The following is a 20,196-nucleotide window of genomic DNA, read 5'->3' as shown; positions in this document are numbered from 1 at the left end:
AGGGTGCCTGTTCAGTAACATGACTTTGCCTCAGCAAATGCCTGCAAACTCCCTTCCATCTCAAACTGCGGGATAATTATCATATACAGATCATTTACATTTGTCCCTGTCAGACCGGTCTTCAACAGGCTTCTATTATTTGAAAAGAAATTGTATGCGTTATTATTGAATGCCGCCTCTTCTGCCCCGTCACGGCTGATGCTTCCGTCAGCAAATGCTCCAGCAGCGTCAGTGTTGCCATCCATTCCGTCCGTGGAGGCACACAGAACGAAAGTATCCGCCGGTTTGTCCTGAAGATGGTACTCCAGTGCAAGCTGCTGACAGCGCCCGCCTTTGCCGCTCCCCTGAACGCTGACCGTCACTTCACCGCCGAATATCATACAGACGGGAGTGTCTGATGCATTTATAAGGTTTTCGTTAACCCTTGCAGCCATAATCTCTGCTGCCTCCCTCGCACAGCAGTCGAGCTGCCCGTACATCCGCACTTTATATCCAAGCATGTGCGCCTGATCTCCGGCAACTTTCAAAGCTCCTATGTTTGAAGCAAGGGTATGATATCTATATTGGTTAATATTTTCCTTCACTGTCTCCGGCATTTCCCCCAGCTCTCCCCTGCGTATAACCTCTGCAACTCTCACCGGAAGTTTATCAAACAGACGGTACCTTTCGATAACCTCCGCCGCATCAGCCCATGTGGTATGGTCGGAATAAGTCGGTCCGGAAGCAATAGCCTCCGGTGACCCCGAGAGAACATCCGAGACAGCAAGGGTAACGCATACCGCTGGTGCGGCTGCCTCTGCCAGCCTGCCCCCTTTTACATATGAAATGTGTCTGCGCACGATATTGATATCTTCGATATCTGCACCGGAACGGATAAGCAGGTCAAATGTCCTGACCTTTTCCTCCAGAGTGATGCCGAAAGCAGGCGCGCAAAGAAGTGCCGACCCGCCACCAGAAACAAGAAAAACGCAGAGAGTGCTGTTGTCAGCCATACGGGCGAGGTCAAGCATAGCTTCCGCTCCGTCCATACTGCCTTTGTCAGGGAGAGGATGCCCCGCCTTTATAACTTTTATATTATCAGGAAATTTCTCTACAGAGTTTGTAACCACAATACCCCTGTCAACATCACAAACAGACATGAATCCTTTTGCCATGCCCACCGCTGCTTTGCCAAAAGCGAAAAGATAAATCTTTTTCGGATCACAAACATATTCAGAGTCTATCAGAATACACCCGTCGTCATTGAGAACACGGGAACGCACCATATACTCCGGGTCGGCATACTCCACAGCAGACATAAATATCCGCCCCAAATCTGCCCTGTAGTCTTTCATCTTCCTGTCTTACTCCTCAGCTTCATAAGCCTTACAAGGTTTTCCTCTATCATTTTCAGGTGACATATAGCATCACCCATGCGAAAGAAGTTCTCAGCATTATCATAGTTCATTCTGATGTTCATAGCTATCACACCGAGATTGTTCATCGCCAGAAAGTTTGAAGGGTCTTTCTCAAGCCCCTCCAGATAAAGCTCTTCCGCTTGATCGTACTTCTTCTCCGACATAAGCCTGTCGGCTTCTTCGAACATTTTCGCTGCGGCGAGTGCATCAGTAAAACTTTTATCGCTGGCACATATCCCCATCTTTTTCGTCATAAGGTTTTTATCTTTGTCAGACATAGCTGTTTCTTTTGAAAGTTTAAAAAAACGGTAAGCGCTCTCTCTGTTTTTCATGTGCCAGTAAATGTCCGCCATAGCACGGCATATCTCGTATGTGTCACCTATGCGGGCACGCTCCCTGCCGACATATTTTTCAGCTTCAGCGTAATTCCCCAGCGCGAGGTTAACCATGCCAAGGTTATAACATGTTCCCACTCTGTCTGGCTCTATGGCTATAATTTTACGGAAATATTTGTCTGCTTTGGCAAATTTTGACAATGTGTAGCTTTGGAAAGCAACACGCTCATAGGTACTCACCAAAAATTTGTTGATAATATTCATATACTATAAATACCCCGATAAACCTTTACGGTCAAATGATATTGATATACTCAGACAGCCCGTCTGCCGTTTATGAACAGTGAAACAACATAGAAACAGTGCTCTGCGATCTCCACCTCATCAGGCATTGCAGAACCTCCTGTCAGAACCTTGTTGCGCAGGCTAAGCAGCATCGAGATGAGGAGCTCGGCATCCTTTTCAGCGTTGTCGGCAAAAAGCTTAGAAGAGATATAATCAGAGAGGCGCTCCCGTCTTCTGCTCTGAGAGAGATCGTTCAGAGCCTCACCAAGCTTTGAGTCCGAAACGCTTTCCGCTATTACCAGCCTGTAAAGACCCAGCCTCTCCTCTGTCAGAAGCAGGCGGAGCAGCTCGCCGGAAAACTCCATCAGTTCACTTATCACGTCCCCGTCACCAAAAATGTACTCATCATTCTTTGGGGCATTAAAACGCAGAACTTCGTCAAAGAGGTCTTTTTTAGATGGGAAATATCTGTATACAGTCTGCTTTGTAACCTCTGCCTCCTCTGCCACACTGTCCATACTCGTCTGTCGGTACCCGCCCCTCAGAAAAAGAGTCCTTGCTGCTTCGAGTATCTTGTTCTGTTTTCTTACGTATTTTTCAATTGCTCGGCTCATGTCGAAATTTACCTCCAGACAATCATACTACCCGATACCGGACAACCATACTATAGAGTATGATTCGTAAGATTATCATGTTAAAATTGTGAAAATAATCCCGGTGTGCTTTTAATCGTACCCTTCTGAAGCTACTTTCACCTACGGTGATGTATTTCTTACAGATATTCCTGCTCCGCCCTGCATAAACTTGAATAAAGACCCAGACAGAAGGTCATAATGAATTGACACCCTCCCCTATCCATTATATAACCCTGCTAGCGTTTAATCCCCGAGTCATAATAATAGTCGGGAGAAAGAAGCCGGCTTTAACCTGACAGAGCATTCTGACAGTGCGGGGTCGCTTTACTATTTTATGGTGCGCAATCGTATTAAATCAAGTTTTACAACTATATAGAGGTAATCAGATGACTTTCGACGGGAAATTCACACAGGCAGACAAACAAGAGCTGGAAAAGCTCGCAGCAACTTGCAGAGGGGATATACTCAAATGCACATCTCTTGCAGCAAGCGGACACCCCGGCGGCTCCATGTCCACTATAGATATGCTACTCACAGTATATAAATTCGCAAATATCAGCCCTGAAAACTGGGAAAGTACCACGAGAGACCGTGTTTTTGTCTCAAACGGGCATGTATCCCCATGTGTATACTCTGCACTTGGCAGAAACGGGTTTTTTGATATTGATCAGGCTATCGGCGAGTTCCGTCTTGCGGGAAGCATCTATGAAGGACACATTGAAAGGATGGTAAAAGGTGTCGAGTGGACAACAGGGAACCTCGGACAGGGGCTTTCTGCTGCATGTGGCGCTGCAATAGCAGGCAAGATCAGAGATGAGGACTTCAACGTTTACTGCTTTATGGGTGACGGCGAATCTCAGAAAGGTCAGATATCTGAAGCAAGAAGATTTGCTGTTCAACACGACCTTACAAATATTACGGCTTTCATAGATTATAACAAACTCCAGATAAGCGGAAACATAGAAGAAGTCATGTATCAGAACATTAAAGATGACTACGCAGCAGCCGGCTGGCACGTCATCTGTGTTGACGGGCACGACTTCGAAAAACTGTACGGCGCTATTGCATATGCCCACACAGTTGATCAGCCTGTACTTATTCTCGCTGAAACTGTCATGGGGAAAGGCGTTTCCTTTATGGAGAACATCCACGGATACCACGGCAAACCTCTGACAGAAGACCAGCTTGCCGACGCTCTTAAAGAACTCGGTATTGAAAACGACTTAGATAAATATAAAAAGATCAGAGCTGACTTCGTTTACGACCCTTCTCACCACGAAATCTCCGCACCGGAAGTAAAAGTTAAATATGCCAACAAGGAATACGGACTCGATGTCAAAACTGACTGCCGTTCCGCTTTCGGCGATGCAATATATGAGTTGGTGAAAAACTCTCAGGAAGACGGCATGACACCATTTGCTGTTTTCGACTGCGACCTTGCAGGATCTGTTAAAACAGATAAAGTCGAAAAAGACTTCCCTGTAAACTTTATCCAGTCCGGTATTCAGGAGCACCATACTGCAACCACCGCAGGCTCCGCAAGCTGCAACGGCGTTGTTTCTTTCTTCGCTGATTTCGGTGTTTTCGGTGTTGACGAAGTTTATAATCAGCAGAGGCTCAACGACCTCAACGGTGCAGGCATAAAAACTGTCACAACCCATGTCGGAATCGACGTTGGCGAAGACGGGAAAACACATCAGTGTCTCGACTATGTAGGCGCAATGAGAAACATCTTCGGCTACAGAGTCATTGTTCCTGCTGACCCGAACCAGACATATAAGGCTGTATGCTACGCTGCTGAAAACCCCGGTAACTTTCTGGTTGCCATGGGCAGATCAAAGATAAATACAATTGCTGACGAGTCAGGTTCAAAACCAGCATTCGGCAAAGACTATACATTTGAATACGGCAAGGTTGACGTTCTCCGTGAAGGTGATTTTGCCATAGCCACATATGGTGCAATGACCGGAAGAGCTCTTCAGGTTGCAGATATTCTCGCCAAAGACGGAATCAAAGCGGCTGTGCTTAACTGTTCAGCTCCCCTTCACCCGGACATGGAAGCTTTCGAAAAATATGAAAACATGCCGGTATTTGTTTATGAAGATCATAATGAATTTACAGGGCTGGCGGCCACACTTGCTAATAAATTTGCAGACGAAGGCACAGGTACAAGGCTTGTGAGGTTTGGTGCGAGAGGATACGCATACTCCGGCAAACCGGACGACATACTTAAGCTGATAGGACTAGATCCGGCAACTGTGGCAGAAGAGATAAAGAGCGAACTTAAATGATTATACACGGAAGAAACACTGTTGAAGAAGCACTGAAACTGGGGATAGTAAAGCTACTCTTTGTCAAAGTGAACTCAACATTCGATACATCAAAATATGATGTCGAAACCCGCACCTACGGACCGAAAGAGTTTGAACACTATTACGGGAAAGAGGCACAGGGGATTGCAGCTGAGATAAGAGATATGCTGCCTAAGAAATTTGACAAAGCGTTCGATGAAATAGTTGAAAAAGGCTCTGTTGTCCTTCTGGACAGGATATTCGACCCGATGAATTACGGTGCTATCATCCGTGCGGCGAACTGCTTCGGAATCAAAACTATCCTTGTAGGTCTTGACAGGCAGGCTCCGATAACATCCGCTGTCTGTAAGGCATCCAGCGGAACTATATTTTATACAGACATCGTGGGAGCTGTAAACACAGCGACCGCACTTAAAAAACTTCAGGAAAACGGGTATACTGCATATGCCGCTGACGTTAACGGAAAAGTGGAACTCAAAGATGTTGAATTTGCAGAAAAATCAATAATCATTATGGGTTCCGAAGGTAAAGGAATACGACCGGCTCTTCTCGATACAGCAGATGTTCATATCAAAATACCTATGAACGGTGATATAGACTCTCTGAATGTATCTCAGAGTGCCGCAGTCATACTTTACGAGTATGCTAATTAGGATAATTTCTGTATTTTAACCGAAAAGAGTTGACAGAATAACTCCTTTTTTATATTTTACGAGCAATCTTGATGCTGCTAAAAATAATAATGGCTTCCAGACTGAAGGAAGCAGAGATAAAAAACCTCGCGGACAGATATGTAAAAATGTCTTCCGGATTCATGCCTGTTGAGATTGTAGAAGATACGGGCAGAAAGAGAAAAGACCTCGGAAAAGGTCTTCTGGTCGGTATGGACCCTAAGGGGAAGAAGTTCTCCAGCGAGGAATTTGCGGAGTGGCTCAGGAAAAGAGTTGAGACATACGGTGACATCACGTTCTACATAGGCGAAGCTGAAGGGCTTCCAGAAGATGTAAGATCCGGAGCAAGCGAATTTATTTCACTTTCGGATATGACCTTAGCACACAGAATCAGCCTGATTGTTCTGGCTGAGCAGATATACAGGGCTCTGACGATTATCAATGGTCACCCCTACCACAAGTAGCTTTAAGCTGCGCGGCGGGCTTATGTCCGCACTCTTTAAGGAGGGTGGTATGGAAAAAGAAAAAATGATCTACCACAGGGAAAGACTGCTCGAAATGAGGAGAGACCTCATTCAAAAACTGAACGACAGATATAACGATGCTATGGGACTTGGCGGTGACGGGTCGCAGGATAGTGCTGACGAAGCATATAATCTGTATAACAAAAACCTCATGCTCGGACGTGTTGAAACAGATGCTTTGAAGCTCCGACTTGTTGAGCAGGCTCTTCAGCGCATTGACGCAGGCTCATACGGTGTATGTATCGAATGCGAAGAGGACATAGAGGAGAAGCGCCTTGAGTATGTTCCGTTTGCCAGATACTGCACAGAGTGTAAAACCGAGCTCGAAAAGAAAGGTCTTATTAAGATGTAAATTAAAGCCGGCGGAACCACCGCCGGTTTTTTTGTATCTGCTTTTAAAATCTTTTGCCCTTGCCTTAACACAACCCAGTGTTTAGAATATTATCATCTACTAATTTACAGGTGATGATATGTCCAGACAGAAACTGATATTACTGATTCTCGACGGGTGGGGAATCAGAGAAGATAAAGACAATAATGCTATCGCTATCAGCGGAGCGCCAAATTTCTATAAACTGCTATCAAGCTACCCCCACACTAAACTCAACGCCAGCGAAGAAGATGTCGGGCTACCTGCCGGACAGATGGGAAACTCCGAAGTCGGCCACACAAACATCGGAGCCGGACGCATCGTCTATCAGGACTTTCTGAAGATAACCAAATCAATAGACTCCGGCGAAATAAGAAACAACGAAAATATAAACAAATTCTTCGACAGCGTAAAGGATGCTGACGGCAGTGTTCACTTCTTCGGTCTGCTCTCGGACGGCGGCGTTCACAGTCATATCAAACATCTGAAGGGACTCATCAGCTTTGCCAAAGACTCAGGTGTTAAAAACACTTACATACACGCATTTATGGACGGACGGGACACCCCGCCGAGGAGCGGACAGGGCTATATGGAAGAGCTCGTCAGCTTCATGAAAGAGATAAATTACGGCGAGGTTGCCACTGTCGCAGGCAGATATTATCCGATGGACAGAGACCAGCGTTGGGATAGAACAAAACTTGCATATGACGCAATCAGAAACGGCATAGGGCTTTCAGTAGACAGTGCTGTAGAGGCTGTTACTGCCGGATATGCCAGAGGCGAAAATGATGAATTCATAAAACCCACAGTTATAAAAGGAGCTGACGGCAGTGTTAAGGACGGCGATGGTGTATTCTTTTTCAACTTCCGTGCCGACCGTGCCAGACAGCTCACTAAGGCTTTCACAATGCCTGACTTTGACGGCTTTGACCGTGGTTCACTTCCGGATATTGATTTCATGACGATGACATTTTATGAGAGCAGTTTCACAGCACCGATGGCATTCCAGCCTCAGGTTCTCACAAATATACTTGGCGAAGTGCTCAGCAAAAATGGGCTGAAGCAGCTCCGCATTGCAGAAACTGAAAAGTACGCCCACGTAACATATTTCTTTAACGGCGGAGAGGAGAAAGTTTTTGAGGGTGAGCACCGTGCACTGGTTGAATCTCCTAAAGAAGTCGCCACTTACGACGAAAAACCGTCCATGAGCATATACAAAGTTATCGAGCGGTTCAGAGAGGAGATCGGCAGTGTGGACGTCGCTATAATGAACTTTGCAAATCCTGACATGGTTGGACACACAGGAATCCTTGATGCTGCTGTCAGTGCATGTAAAGCTGTTGATGAGTGCCTCGGTGAAGTTATCAGGCTTGCAGATGAACATAATGCAATACTTGCTGTAACGGCAGATCATGGTAATGCGGAGCAGATGTGGGACTACGAAAATAATCAACCTCACACTGCTCACACACTAAACCCTGTCCCCTTCATAATTTATAATTTTAACTGTGAACTGACTGAAAAGACAGGGAAACTGGCAGACATAGCTCCGACAATGCTTGAACTGCTTGGGATAGAACAGCCTGCGGAAATGACAGGAACCAGCCTGCTAAAGAAATAGTATGCTGAGCGAGATCTTCTACTTAAAATGTATCGGCTGCGGGTACAGGTCTGAAAACGGACTCCCCATATGCGACGACTGTATAGAAGAACTTGAAAAACACCCCCATGAATGTGAAAGCTGCGGCTACCCCTCAAACATCCCTGCAAAAGTCTGCGGTATGTGCAAGAGCGCCGTATACAGGGACAGAATACGAATTGCCTATAAATACAAAGGGGCAATCAGGCAGTTTATTAAAGAGATCAAATTCGCTTACAGAGTGACAGGGGCAAAGACTTTAAAAAAGCTAGTGGAAAACGAAATGATCGGTGACTATGACATAATTTCCGATGTTCCTTCCCACTACTCCCGAAAACTGCGCAGACTGAATCACCCTGCGCAAGGACTCGCCGAACATATGGCGAATTTGACAAATATAAAATATGCAAAAATATTGACAAGAACCCGTAGAACGGAATATCAGTATAAACTAAAGAAAAACGAGAGACACGTTAATGTCATGAATGCGTTCAGTTGCGCCCGGGATGTAGACGGGCTGCGTATTTTGCTGATAGACGACATTATTACAACTGGCTCAACAACAGAAGAGTGTTCCCGTATACTCAAATGTTCAGGCGCATCAAAAGTTGATGTATTTGCACTGACAGGCGGACACACTTAAGGTTATAATAACTTTCGAGGCATTTATTATGAATATGATTGAAAAGATAGCCCCGCTTTTTGCTGAGTGCAATTTCCCGGTATATGTTTATCTGCCGGACAGCGGAGAATTCTACCAGCTTCTCGCAGACAGACCGGAAAGTAAGCCTGTGCCGACAAACATGCAGGAACACCTTCTGGATGATTCAGTATTTTACCAGTCTTTTAGAAAAGGCGACACATTCATGTATTTCTATTTTCTGCGTCTAGAAGCATACGGCAGTAAATTTGTCATAATGCTCAATACCGACAAAGAACGCAGAAAACTCAACACTCTGGCAAAATCCATTGACGGCAGAATGAGAAGTTTTGAGAAAGAGCTTCAGGCTGACCTTGATGAAGCAAATGAATCTGTACAGATACTCAGGAAATCCAGACAGAAAATGCTTAAACTCATCGATGGCCTTGTGATGCCCCTTTTCAGTATTTCTCCTTATTATGAAATAATTAATGTCAACAAAGAGCTAGCAAACCTTATCGGGATATCTGACATCCCCTCTATACTTAATAAGACATGCTATGAAGCCATCCACGGGCGCACAGAACCATGCGAATTCTGCCGAATGGCTGAGATACTTTCAGGAGAAGAGACCGGCGGGCAGACTATTGAGCTGGACTTTAACGACGAACATCTTCATTTCGAACACCACATGTTCCCTATCTACTCTCACACAGGCGAGATGGACGAAATAGGTGAATTTATGATCGATGTATCGGAAAATTATAAAAACCTTGAACATATCGAAAAATATAAAGAAAAAGTTAAACACATCCAAAAAGCCGAAGTGGACAAGATGAACGAAATTGGCGAACTGAAACGTGCCTATATGGATCTGAGCAAAAACTATGATGAGGTCTTTTCCAGAAATAAAAAGATGAGCAGAGCACTTGAAAAACTTATTTCTGACAACAACGTAAGCGAACTCGTCAGACTTCGACAGGATGCTAGAGACTCCAAAAACAAGCTCATACGCTCTGCAACTGCACTGAAAAATTTTCAACACGCCCTTGAGACTCAGCAGGAGAAGTATAGCGAACTCAGCAAAAAGACTGTCTATCAGCTTGAAAGGCTCATAAACACAGTTAACAAGAAAAATGTCGTAAATGATAATGACCTTAAAATAGTCTTGAAAACCGTTACAGAAGAGATCAAAGAGCTCAGAGCCAACCTGAAAATCTCACCTCCGCCTGAAGAGTCGTAAAGATTTAATAGAAACCCGCCCGATTTACAGCTATAATAGATTTCTGATAAAAATATTTTCAGGAGGAATGTAATGTCTGTAAAAGTTGGGATCAACGGTTTCGGACGTATAGGACGCTGCACCTTCCGTGCCATAATCCAGCGCGGACTTGATGCAGAGGTCGTAGGTATAAATGACCTTACCGACACAAAAACACTCGCACACCTTTTAAAATATGACTCTGTTCACGGTATCGCTCCTTTTGATGTGGAGGCTGCTGATGACGGCATCATTGTTAATGGAAAAAAGATCAGAATAACAGCAGAGAAAAATCCGGCAAACCTCCCATGGGGAGAGCTTGGTGCTGACGTTATTATCGAATCAACCGGTATTTTCCGCAAACATGAGCAGGCAATGCTGCATGTCCAGGCCGGTGCTAAGAAAGTTATCATATCTGCCCCCGGTGAAAACTCAGATATCACACTTGTGCTCGGCGTGAATGACGGAGATTATGACCCGTCCAAACACACTGTTATCTCAAACGCCTCATGTACAACAAACTGTCTGGCTCCGGTAGCAAAAGTTCTGCACGACACATTCGGAATCAAGCAGGGTATCATGACAACTGTTCACTCTTACACTAACGACCAGTCAATACTGGACCTCCCCCATAAAGACCTCCGACGTGCCAGAGCATGTGCTATGAGCATGATCCCCACATCAACAGGCGCAGCGAAAGCCGTTGGACTCGTCCTGCCTGAGATGAAGGGCAAACTGAGCGGATATGCTGTGCGTGTCCCCACCCCGAACGTATCTCTTGTTGACCTCACTGTAAACCTTGAGAAAGATGTCACAAAAGAGGAGGTTAACGCAGCTATTAAAAAAGCATCAGAGAGCGGACCTATGAAAGGTTACCTGACATACACAGACGAGCCTCTTGTCTCTATAGACCTTAACGGCAACCCTGCGTCATCAACATTTGACTCCCAGCTCACTCAGGTCATAGGCGGAAATCTTGTGAAAGTCATAAGCTGGTACGACAATGAATGGGGCTACTCGAACAGAGTTGCAGAACTTGTAACAAAGGTGATGTAGAAATATGGCGAAAAGTATCAAAGAACTTAACATAAAAGGCAAAAGGCTCTTTATCCGTGTGGACTTCAACGTGCCGATTAAAGACGGAATAGTAAAAGATGATACCCGCATTGCTGAAGCTCTTAAGACTATACGTTACGCTGTCAGAGAAGGGGCAAAAGTTATCCTTGCGTCCCATCTGGGCAGACCTAAGGGTGAGGTTGTGCCTGAGATGAGCCTTGAGCCTGTGGCTAAATATATCAGTAACGGATTTTTCCCGTGTGCATTTGCTTCAGACTGTGTGGGTGAAATAGCAAAGGAAGCAATTGCCAAACTCGAAAATGGTGACGTGCTCCTGCTTGAAAACCTTCGTTTCCACAAAGGTGAAGAAAAAAACTTCCCGGAGTTCGCCGCCGAGCTGGCGTCCCTTGCAGATGTTTATGTTAACGACGCATTCGGAACATGCCACAGAAAACACGCATCCACATACGGCATGGCAGAACTTATGAAAGAATGCGGAGCAGGCTTTCTTGTGGAAAAAGAGATCAAGTATTTCGAAGGTCTTCAGCAAAACCCCGCAAGACCATTCGGTGCTATTGTTGGCGGAGCAAAGGTCTCAGACAAAATAGGTGTTATCAGGTCACTGCTGGAACTTGCTGATAAAGTTTTTATCGGCGGAGCAATGGCATATACATTCCTGAAATTTCAGGGGAAGACAATCGGCGATTCCATGGTTGAGAATGATCAGATGGATATAGTCGCAGATGTTTTCGAAACAGCGAAAAGGAAACAGGTTGAGATATTCCTCCCTGTTGACCATGTTGTGTCTATAGAGTTCAACGGTGCCCCTGTAGAGTGCGCTGACGTGAACATACCAGACGGTTTTATGGCACTGGACATAGGCCCGAACACTACTGACCTTTATGTTGGCGAACTGAACAAATGCAAAACAGTTCTATGGAATGGTCCGATGGGCGTTTTCGAAAATCCAGACTACTCCAAAGGAACGTTCGCAATTGCCAGAGCACTCGGAGCCGGAAGCGCAACTGTCGTTGTGGGAGGGGGAGATTCTGTTGCAGCTGTGAATCAGGCAGGGGTAGCAAACAGTATCGATCACATATCCACAGGCGGCGGTGCATCACTTGAATATATCGAGTTCGGCAAACTCCCCGGTATAGAGATTCTGGGGTAAACAAATAATATTAACGAAACAAAGACCTACGCCGGCATTCTTTAATAAGTTTTGCCGGCTTTTTTGTGAGGTGCTCATATCAATACCATAGAGGTTGTAGCTGCTGTAATAGAGAAGAACGGAAAATTCCTTATAGCCCAAAGACCTGAACATGCCCATCTGGGCAGCCAATGGGAATTTCCCGGCGGTAAAATTGAGCCGGGGGAAACACACGAACAGGCTCTGGTCAGAGAGATAAAAGAAGAACTCAGCATCAATATCTGCCCCGGAAACCTTATCGGCGACATCATACACAACTCCCCTGAAAGATGCGTTCATCTCTACTTTTACAAAGCTGTCTACGAAGATGGAGAGATAGTTCTCACTGAGCACCAGAAAATATTATGGTGCAGCGTAACTTCACTACTGAAAAAGCCTCTGGCAAGCGGCGACATGACCTTTGTTATGCAGTTTCTGGCTAATTGACTTTACAGCAGCGCTGTTTATGCGGTAATAATAAGTATTAAACAATATGTGACGGATGTTTATGAACAAAATCAGCTCACCGGGAATGAACAAATATCTTTTGAGGACTCTGCTTCTATTTTCGCCATTTTTTCTGGTGTCACTGGTTGCGTTACTGTTTTTCCTGTCACTGTATATAAGACTGGATATGGAAAATATCTCTAATTCGCAAAAACTTATATTGGAACTTCAGAAAAAGAAGACCGACACAGGTTTTAGCGAAATATTTGCTGATATCCATTTCCTTACTGAAACAGCAGTTATCAAAGATTATTGCCATGAGCCTATACTGAACTTCACATCAGTAAAAAGTCTGCTGTATTATTTTATCAAGGATAAACGTATTTATGATCAAATACGTATGCTCGGGCTTGACGGCAAAGAAATTGCGAGGGTCAATTACAATAACGGTGACCCGTTTCTGGTTCCCAAAGCCATGTTACAGGACAAATCAGACCGGTATTATTACCAGAAAGCACTGACTCTCCCTCCGAATACGGTCTATATCTCTAATCTTGACCTTAATGTCGAAAACGGAGAGATTGAAAAACCTGAAAAGCCGACTATAAGATTCACAATGCCCATATATAACGAACATGGGGAAATGCAGAATCTATTTGTGTTTAATTACAATGCAAAACAGCTTCTGGAAGAGATACGCGATTACGAGTCTATCTCTTACGGTCGAATCATGATGCTAAATAGAGATGCCCAATGGCTGATCTCTAACGACAAATCACAGGAATTTGCTTTCATGAAAGGGGATACTTCGTCCTTCCAGCAAAAAAACCCTGATGTATGGAGACATATCTACCTAAACGAGCAGGGCAGTATGCAATCCGACAAAGGGCTCTTCTTTCACACAACTCTGCGCCCCGTCCCCACACTAGCCAGTGCTGAATCCGAAATAATCGACCTTTCGCTCTCCAGAGAGCTCAAGTATATGCCGGGCAGCTATGAATGGAAATTGGTGACGTTCGTCCCTCAAAGCTACCTTGATGAGCGGTATTCCCGCGTTACAACATTTGCATACAGTATTTTTATTTCTGCCAATATTGCATTTTTCATCGCTTGTCTTTTCATCGCAGTGATAAAACTTAACTCAACATACCGCGACAATATATATAAGCAAATGCTCGAAGAATATGTGTCAGAACTAAACAAGAAAAGCGATGAACTACAAAAAAACGTCACAGAAATACAGGAGCTGGTCCATATATTATGCCACGACCTGCTTAATCCTATCAGCTGTGTAATCGGCATGATGGAATACTACAACGATCCAAACGAAATGGCAGAGGTGATGGATGCGGAAGGGAAAGAGCTTATAGTAGAGTCCTTAGAACAGGCCATAAACATAATACAAATGGTACGCACCATGCGTGCCCTCGACAGTGGAAAACAAAAACTGTCTATTCAGCCTGTTAACCTGAGCAGCTCGCTTAAAACGTCTCTTAGGATGCTTCGGCACAGACTGACAGATAAGGGTATAACAATAACCTCTGATGTTGACAAAAATCATAATGTTATGGCTGAAGAAGCTTCTTTAATCAACTCTGTAATGAGCAACCTGATAACTAACTCTATCAAATTCTCTATGGAGGGGAGTGCCGTTGAGATAATTTCTCAGAAGGACGGGGAAAAAGTCTACATGCACGTCATAGACCATGGACAGGGGATGTCAGAGGAGATACTCAAATACATATTTGACCCTTCAAAACCAACGACAAGACCAGGAACCGACGGAGAAAAAGGTACGGGGTTCGGTATGCCCCTGGTAAAGAAATTTATGGAGGCATACGGAGGCAGCATCTCGATAAGCTCAACATTACGGAAGTCCGGCTCTGACAGACACGGAACTAAAATCACTCTTACATTTAAATCAGCGGACTAGTACACAGTCATGCTTTATTTCGGGATTAGATCTCTTCATAATTTTGTGCCTTCCGATAACTTTTTTACTATTGAATACGTGTAATGATTTCGTGATATGTCCTAGCTGAACCTGCTAAGAGGGAGCGTAATAACAAACACTGCACCCTGCTCATCGTTAGAAGCACTTATGTGCCCGCCCATATTGTCCTCAATTATATTTTTGCAGATATATAGTCCTATACCTGAGCCATTCTCCCCTTTAGTTGTGACATAAGCATCAAAAATTTTATGAGGCAAAAGCTGAGAGCTTATCCCCCCGCCCGTATCAGAAAAAATAATCTGCCCTTCATCACCATCGACACGGTAACGCACCTTTATGGTTCTCTCTTCGTCATTATTCGACACAATGGCATCGCTAGCATTATTAAACAGATTCAGGCAAACCTGCTTGAACTCGTTCTTCAGACTTTTAATTTCAAACGCATCGGTATTATCGATATTTACAATTATTCCATTCTTAATAAACTGCTTATCTATCAGGTGCTGAACTTCACTTATTACAGAATTAACATTAAACAGAGACGTGTTTTTTGATTTATTAAAAAAACCTGTAAAGTCAGATATTGTTTGTGACAGGAATTCAGTATTCTGTAATATAGTATCAAGATCGTTACTCACCGTTTCTTTATCCCAGCTATCATCCTGTATGTCATCACGAACCGTCTGTGATGCAAGCGATATTATATTCAGAGGCTGTTTCCACTGATGTATGATAATGCTGAGCATCGCCCCCAGCTCCGCCATCCTTGCCTGCTTATTCATTGCCCCCAGCATCCTTTCTTTCTCTTCTGATGCTTTTACCTCGTCTGTGATATCATTAACAATAACAAGTATCGACTCAACATCACCAGCATCATTAAATATAGGCACACGGTTTGTTCTTGCTAAAAATTCTCTGCCGTTTACAGGGTTATATTTTGTCAGTACATTTATCATTGGTTCTTTTTTTTCAATAACTTCCTGATCAACTTCATAAAAATACCCAACATCAGGCAGAAACAACCCCAGATGTTTCCCTGTTAGCTCTTCTGCTTTAAGCCCGAAAATTTCAGCTGCTTTATTATTCGCCTTTATTATATTGTTATCAGTATCTTTCAGCAATATACACATCGGGATATTAGAAAGCAGAGTTTCTATCTCATCTTTCTGGGTTTGAAGCTCTCTGAATTTTTTACTGAGTTCTTCGCTCATAATCTTAAAGCTTTTTTTAATTTCAGCCCCTTCAAACAATATAGTTTCATCCCACTCGACTTTCTCGCCGCCGGAAACACGCTGAGGCAGGTCTATTGCAACCGCACTGATGTTTCTCATCTCTTTTGTCAGAAAATTACTGATAATACAGCCAAAACACACTGAAAGAATGATTATTATAAATATGACAGACAGTGATCTTACACCGCTGCTATTCATGAAATCAACATATCTCCCAAGGGGCATATCAATGATCATGGAATATCCGGCATTATCAGTAAAATAAACTGTCCTTGTGAACAGTGACTTTTTCCATCTTGCTACTTCTGAAGTATAATTATTTTCATCAGGAGCCCACAGATCAACCACTTCGCTAACAGCGCTATTACTTCCAAGAGACATCCTGTCAAGCATAATTTTGCCTGAAATCAGCTCATTATCAGTGCTCATCATTATCTTTCTGTTTCTGTCAACCAAAGTGATTTTAACGTCTGAACCTTTTGTCATCTGCCTTATTTTATCTTCGAAAGTATCGAAGTTAAGAGCACCGATAACATATATCGGTTCCTTGCTGCTGTATGCTTTCAGTTTTTTCACAATGTACATAGCAGCCTGACGGTTTCCTCCACTTATCCCTGTGAATACTCCTGCAAAATATGGGTCTTTTTCACGCCAGTCAGGATCAGCAAACTCTATGAAACCGAGTGACTGAGGCTTAACATTATCCTTATTATTCGAGAGATGAACATATCCCACTTCCTGAAGTGTCTCATCTGTTATGCTAATGCTTGTCATATACTCATTTTTCTGAATTAGCTTGATTAACGAGCTCTCCATAAAATCATGCCCATCCGGACTGACATCACGATCTCTGACAATCTGTTCAGCAAGATTGATAACCTTAACATTTTCTCTCAGAAAATCATCAATAACGGTGCTCACAGCCTGAGTAGCGTTATTCAGTTCACGTTGAAGCCCTTCAGAGGTATATTTCATGCCTGAATTAACATTTATAGCTAAGAGAATAACCATAGGAACAATTATAATAGACAAAACTGTCTGAAAGACTATGTGTCGATAGGAAAATTTCGGTTCTCCGTTCTTCGCTGACGGCACTATAAAACTTCCTATATCATACAGAACAGACGCTGCAAATGCAGCCAGAACAGCATTAACGCTCTGCCTCATAACTATAAGCTCAACCATATATAAGTTAAGCCCCATGGCAAAATAGTAGAAGATGAACATGAATGGAATGCCCACAAACACCCAATAAATAAAATCTGCCTTAACGAAATTATTCCACCTCCTGCCATAGACAGACAGGAAGAGCCCTTCGCAGGTGAAAATGATCACTGCATACGGATGTCCCCATATAAAAAAGGTATATAGACTCGCTGCAAATGCAGCAATAACTCCGACACGCCCTAACAGCATAACTGCCAGAACAGCGAATACTCCTCCAAATGTTAGATTGACATTGAAAAAGATTTCATAGCTATGGATATTGCCCAGCAAACCAAGTGCTGAAAATATAATAATAGGAACCAGGCTTTTGCCCTTGTATATTTGGTACATAATCGAACCCTGCAAATAATATTTTATATCTTCTTGTATATTTACTTAACTAGGGGCTGTTCACATTTAAATTAATGCCGATATATATTCCAATGAAATAATTGGAGTATTTTATGTATAGAGCTCAATTATCAGATGAACAATGGGAACGCATCAAAGATATGCTCCCCGGAAAAAAGAGCGACAGCGGAGTAACAGCTAAAGATAACCGTCTTTTTGTAGAAGCAGTCTTATGGATAGCCAGAACAGGTAGTCCTTGGCGTGACATGCACCCCTGCTTTGGCAAATGGCATAGTGTATACGTACGTTATGACAGATGGGCTAAAAAGGATGTTTGGCAGAAAGTATTTGCAGAGCTGTCTGGAGATGCAGACCTTGAGTACCTTATGGTAGACGGCAGTATTGTAAGGGTTCATCAACATGGTGCATCAAAAAAAACTGCCAAAACCAAGAATGCCAAGGGCGTTCCAGAGGCGGTCTGAGTACTAAGATTCATGCATCTGTGGATTCACATGGCAACCCTGTAAGGTTTATCCTTACGGGAGGACAGGAGTCGGAATACGCTCAGGCAGATAATCTCATCGCAGGATTTTCACCTGCTTATGTGATTGCTGACAGAGGGTACGATTCCAATGCTTTTGTGTCTTCAATAATACAGGCTGGTGCTGTTGCAGTTATCCCGCCTAAATGTAATAGATTAGAACAACGGAAATATGACAAGCATTTGTATAAAGAGCGCAATCTGGTTGAAAGGCTCTTTCAGCGAATGAAAGAATTCCGGCGAATTGCCACAAGATATGAAAAACTTGCAAGAAACTATGAGGCAATGGTAACATTGGTGGCTGTAATCATATGGTTAAAATAAATGTGAACAGCCCCTAGATAACCATTTATATACTATTCGCAAGGTTTATTTATCCACATCCTCACAAAACGCCTGATTTGATTACTTAAAATTGACTTAAATCAATTTTTTAGACAGAAATCCCCTTATAAACCGCAAATTGTTTAGCAATCCGACCACTTCGTCCGCCTCTGTCCATAGCATAATTTTCAGCTTCCTGCTCCCAGCCGTCATAAAGCGGTATTTCATAAATATTCAGGTAGTTTTCCACAATCTTAAGATAGTCTTTTTTAATTATAGGATAAAAACCCACAGCAAGCCCGAATCTGGCATAGAGTGATGTCTTTTCATTTGCATCATCTCTGTCGTAAAGATCGCCCGAATCCGCTGCCTGCTCTGTTACCATATGCCTTTTGTTAGACGTGGCAACAAAGATGCAGTTTTTGGGAACTTCTTCCAGTCCACCTTCCAGCACTGACTTAAACATACGGTACAGCGTATCGCTGGAATCAAAAGAGATATCGTCAAGATATATCATGACAAACCTACTCTTCATCCTGCGGATTTCTGCATAAAGATCATATATTGAAAGCACATCTTCGTGACGGAACTCTATTGCAGCAAGTCCGTTCTCTGCGTACTCGTGGAGCATAAGCTTAACAATAGTTGACTTCCCAAGCCCCCTCTCGCCCCATAAAAGCATATTCAGGGCAGGTTTACCGCTGACAAAAGCTTTGATGTTAGCCTCAGTCATAGCTATCTGCCTGTCTATGGAGACAAGATCACTCCTCTTAACATGATCAATATGATCTATCTGCACCAAGCCGCTGCTTGTCCACCTGTAGGCGTGTACGTTGCTCATTAAACCTCTTTCAGGGCTTTAGCAGCCTGTTTTGCATAGTAGGTAAAAATGATGTCAGCGCCTGCACGCTTGATGCATACAAGGGATTCCATCATAGCTTTATGTCCGTCCAGCCAGCCCATCTTATCCGCAGCCATTATCATGCTGTATTCACCGCTTACGTGATAGGCGGCAACCGGTCTGTCAAAATTCTGTTTAAGGTCGCTTATCAGATCAAGGTAAGGGAGCGCAGGTTTGACCATAATGATGTCTGCTCCTTCCACTATGTCCTGTTCAGCTTCTTTAAGCCCCTCACGTCTGTTTGCAGGATCCATCTGATAAGTCTTTCTGTCTCCGAACTGAGGTGTTGACTCCGCTGCCTCACGGAAAGGACCGTAAAACGCTGAACAGTATTTGACAGAATAGCTCATGATCGGAATATCGTCAAAGCCGTGATCATCGAGGATCTCTCTGATAGCGTCAACACGCCCGTCCATCATGTCGCTGGGAGCAACGATATCAGCTCCCGCCTTAACGTGTGTTAGTGCAGTAAGCGCAAGATGCTTAACTGTCTCGTCATTATCAACATCTTCACCTTTCAGGATACCGCAGTGACCGTGTTCTGTGTATTCGCACATACATACATCTGTCATAACGAGCAGTTTCTTACATTCTTTCTTTATTGCACGGATACCTTTCTGTACTATACCGTCTTCATTATATGCTTCCGACCCCATAGCATCTTTAAACGCAGGGATACCAAAAAGTATTACAGCAGGGATACCAAGTGCCTCAACCTCTTTACACTCTTCAACCAAGACATCCACAGACATCTGCGAAACATCCGGCATAGAGCCGATAGGCTTATTTATCCCCTCCCCTTCACATACGAAAAGAGGTAATATAAAATCAGACGCTGAAAGGGTTGTTTCCCTTACGAGCCGGCGCATTGTTTCGTTCTTTCTGAGTCTTCTGGGTCTGTCCACAGGAAAAGCCATCTTAGTCTC

At 43.7% G+C, this 20,196-nt stretch carries 18 protein-coding genes; 12 read left to right on the top strand and 6 right to left on the bottom strand.

What is annotated here, in order from left to right:
- Positions 1 to 11: 11 nt before the first annotated feature.
- From DACET_RS14775 to DACET_RS14765, 3 genes are read right to left on the bottom strand one after another with little or no spacing between them, the layout of a single operon-like run.
- Complete coding sequence (locus DACET_RS14775) at positions 12 to 1,334, bottom strand: glycerate kinase type-2 family protein (RefSeq protein WP_013012162.1); 1,323 nt, start codon at positions 1,332 to 1,334, stop codon at positions 12 to 14.
- Positions 1,331 to 1,996 (bottom strand): tetratricopeptide repeat protein, encoded by a 666-nt coding sequence (locus DACET_RS14770; protein ID WP_013012161.1) that lies wholly within the window; start codon positions 1,994 to 1,996, stop codon positions 1,331 to 1,333. The genes DACET_RS14775 and DACET_RS14770 overlap by 4 nt, the downstream gene beginning before the upstream one ends.
- Before the next feature lie 50 nt (positions 1,997 to 2,046).
- A complete protein-coding gene (locus tag DACET_RS14765) occupies positions 2,047 to 2,631 on the bottom strand; it encodes a TetR/AcrR family transcriptional regulator (protein WP_013012160.1) in 585 nt (194 codons plus the stop codon).
- Positions 2,632 to 3,038: 407 nt separating this feature from the next.
- Between DACET_RS14765 and DACET_RS14760 the strand changes: the two genes are divergently transcribed.
- The 11 genes from DACET_RS14760 (at position 3,039) to DACET_RS14710 (ending at position 14,694) form a co-directional block, all read left to right on the top strand.
- Positions 3,039 to 4,943 (top strand): transketolase, encoded by a 1,905-nt coding sequence (locus DACET_RS14760; protein WP_013012159.1) that lies wholly within the window; start codon positions 3,039 to 3,041, stop codon positions 4,941 to 4,943.
- Positions 4,940 to 5,617, top strand: coding sequence for a TrmH family RNA methyltransferase (locus tag DACET_RS14755; RefSeq protein ID WP_013012158.1), 678 nt, complete (start codon positions 4,940 to 4,942; stop codon positions 5,615 to 5,617). The genes DACET_RS14760 and DACET_RS14755 overlap by 4 nt, the downstream gene beginning before the upstream one ends.
- 71 nt (positions 5,618 to 5,688) lie before the next feature.
- Positions 5,689 to 6,099, top strand: a complete 411-nt coding sequence (locus DACET_RS15835; protein ID WP_013012157.1) for a 23S rRNA (pseudouridine(1915)-N(3))-methyltransferase RlmH — start codon at positions 5,689 to 5,691, stop codon at positions 6,097 to 6,099.
- 49 nt (positions 6,100 to 6,148) lie between these two features.
- Positions 6,149 to 6,511 (top strand): TraR/DksA family transcriptional regulator, encoded by a 363-nt coding sequence (locus tag DACET_RS14745; protein ID WP_013012156.1) that lies wholly within the window; start codon positions 6,149 to 6,151, stop codon positions 6,509 to 6,511.
- 118 nt (positions 6,512 to 6,629) lie between these two features.
- Complete coding sequence (gpmI, locus tag DACET_RS14740; protein WP_013012155.1) at positions 6,630 to 8,150, top strand: 2,3-bisphosphoglycerate-independent phosphoglycerate mutase; 1,521 nt, start codon at positions 6,630 to 6,632, stop codon at positions 8,148 to 8,150.
- A 1-nt stretch (position 8,151) separates the two neighbouring features.
- Entirely contained in the window at positions 8,152 to 8,811 is a 660-nt protein-coding gene (locus DACET_RS14735) for a ComF family protein (protein WP_013012154.1), read from the top strand.
- A gap of 34 nt (positions 8,812 to 8,845) precedes the next feature.
- The gene (locus DACET_RS14730) at positions 8,846 to 10,051 is read left to right on the top strand and encodes a PAS domain-containing protein (protein WP_211204089.1); all 1,206 of its coding nucleotides are present in this window, start codon (positions 8,846 to 8,848) and stop codon (positions 10,049 to 10,051) included.
- Between the two features lie 72 nt (positions 10,052 to 10,123).
- Positions 10,124 to 11,125, top strand: coding sequence for a type I glyceraldehyde-3-phosphate dehydrogenase (gene gap, locus DACET_RS14725; RefSeq protein WP_013012152.1), 1,002 nt, complete (start codon positions 10,124 to 10,126; stop codon positions 11,123 to 11,125).
- A gap of 4 nt (positions 11,126 to 11,129) precedes the next feature.
- Positions 11,130 to 12,296: a phosphoglycerate kinase gene (locus DACET_RS14720; RefSeq protein WP_013012151.1), complete on the top strand. Its 1,167-nt coding sequence runs from the start codon at positions 11,130 to 11,132 to the stop codon at positions 12,294 to 12,296.
- Between the two features lie 78 nt (positions 12,297 to 12,374).
- Positions 12,375 to 12,761, top strand: coding sequence for a (deoxy)nucleoside triphosphate pyrophosphohydrolase (locus tag DACET_RS16790; RefSeq protein WP_013012150.1), 387 nt, complete (start codon positions 12,375 to 12,377; stop codon positions 12,759 to 12,761).
- A 61-nt stretch (positions 12,762 to 12,822) separates the two neighbouring features.
- Positions 12,823 to 14,694 carry a sensor histidine kinase gene (locus tag DACET_RS14710; RefSeq protein ID WP_013012149.1) on the top strand — a complete coding sequence of 624 codons (1,872 nt, stop codon included), beginning with the start codon at positions 12,823 to 12,825 and terminating at the stop codon, positions 14,692 to 14,694.
- 101 nt (positions 14,695 to 14,795) lie between these two features.
- Here the strand turns inward: DACET_RS14710 and DACET_RS14705 are convergent, their stop codons facing one another.
- A complete protein-coding gene (locus tag DACET_RS14705) occupies positions 14,796 to 17,504 on the bottom strand; it encodes an ATP-binding protein (protein ID WP_013012148.1) in 2,709 nt (902 codons plus the stop codon).
- A gap of 113 nt (positions 17,505 to 17,617) precedes the next feature.
- Here DACET_RS14705 and DACET_RS16075 point away from each other — a divergent pair.
- Positions 17,618 to 18,369 (top strand): IS5 family transposase gene (locus DACET_RS16075; RefSeq protein ID WP_211204088.1). Its coding sequence is split into 2 segments (ribosomal slippage): positions 17,618 to 17,933 and positions 17,933 to 18,369, totalling 753 coding nucleotides; the frame shifts between segments, so codons are not numbered across the junction.
- Between the two features lie 109 nt (positions 18,370 to 18,478).
- On the opposite strand, the gene DACET_RS14690 is transcribed toward DACET_RS16075, so the two are convergent.
- The gene (locus DACET_RS14690) at positions 18,479 to 19,210 is read right to left on the bottom strand and encodes a DUF815 domain-containing protein (protein ID WP_013012147.1); all 732 of its coding nucleotides are present in this window, start codon (positions 19,208 to 19,210) and stop codon (positions 18,479 to 18,481) included.
- Positions 19,210 to 20,187 (bottom strand): porphobilinogen synthase, encoded by a 978-nt coding sequence (hemB, locus tag DACET_RS14685; RefSeq protein ID WP_013012146.1) that lies wholly within the window; start codon positions 20,185 to 20,187, stop codon positions 19,210 to 19,212. The genes DACET_RS14690 and hemB overlap by 1 nt, the downstream gene beginning before the upstream one ends.
- Positions 20,188 to 20,196 lie beyond the last annotated feature (9 nt).

This window comes from Denitrovibrio acetiphilus DSM 12809 (assembly GCF_000025725.1).
Taxonomy (GTDB): domain Bacteria; phylum Chrysiogenota; class Deferribacteres; order Deferribacterales; family Geovibrionaceae; genus Denitrovibrio; species Denitrovibrio acetiphilus.
Note: the sequence above shows the minus strand (reverse complement) of the source record. Positions and strands in the feature narration are given on the sequence as shown.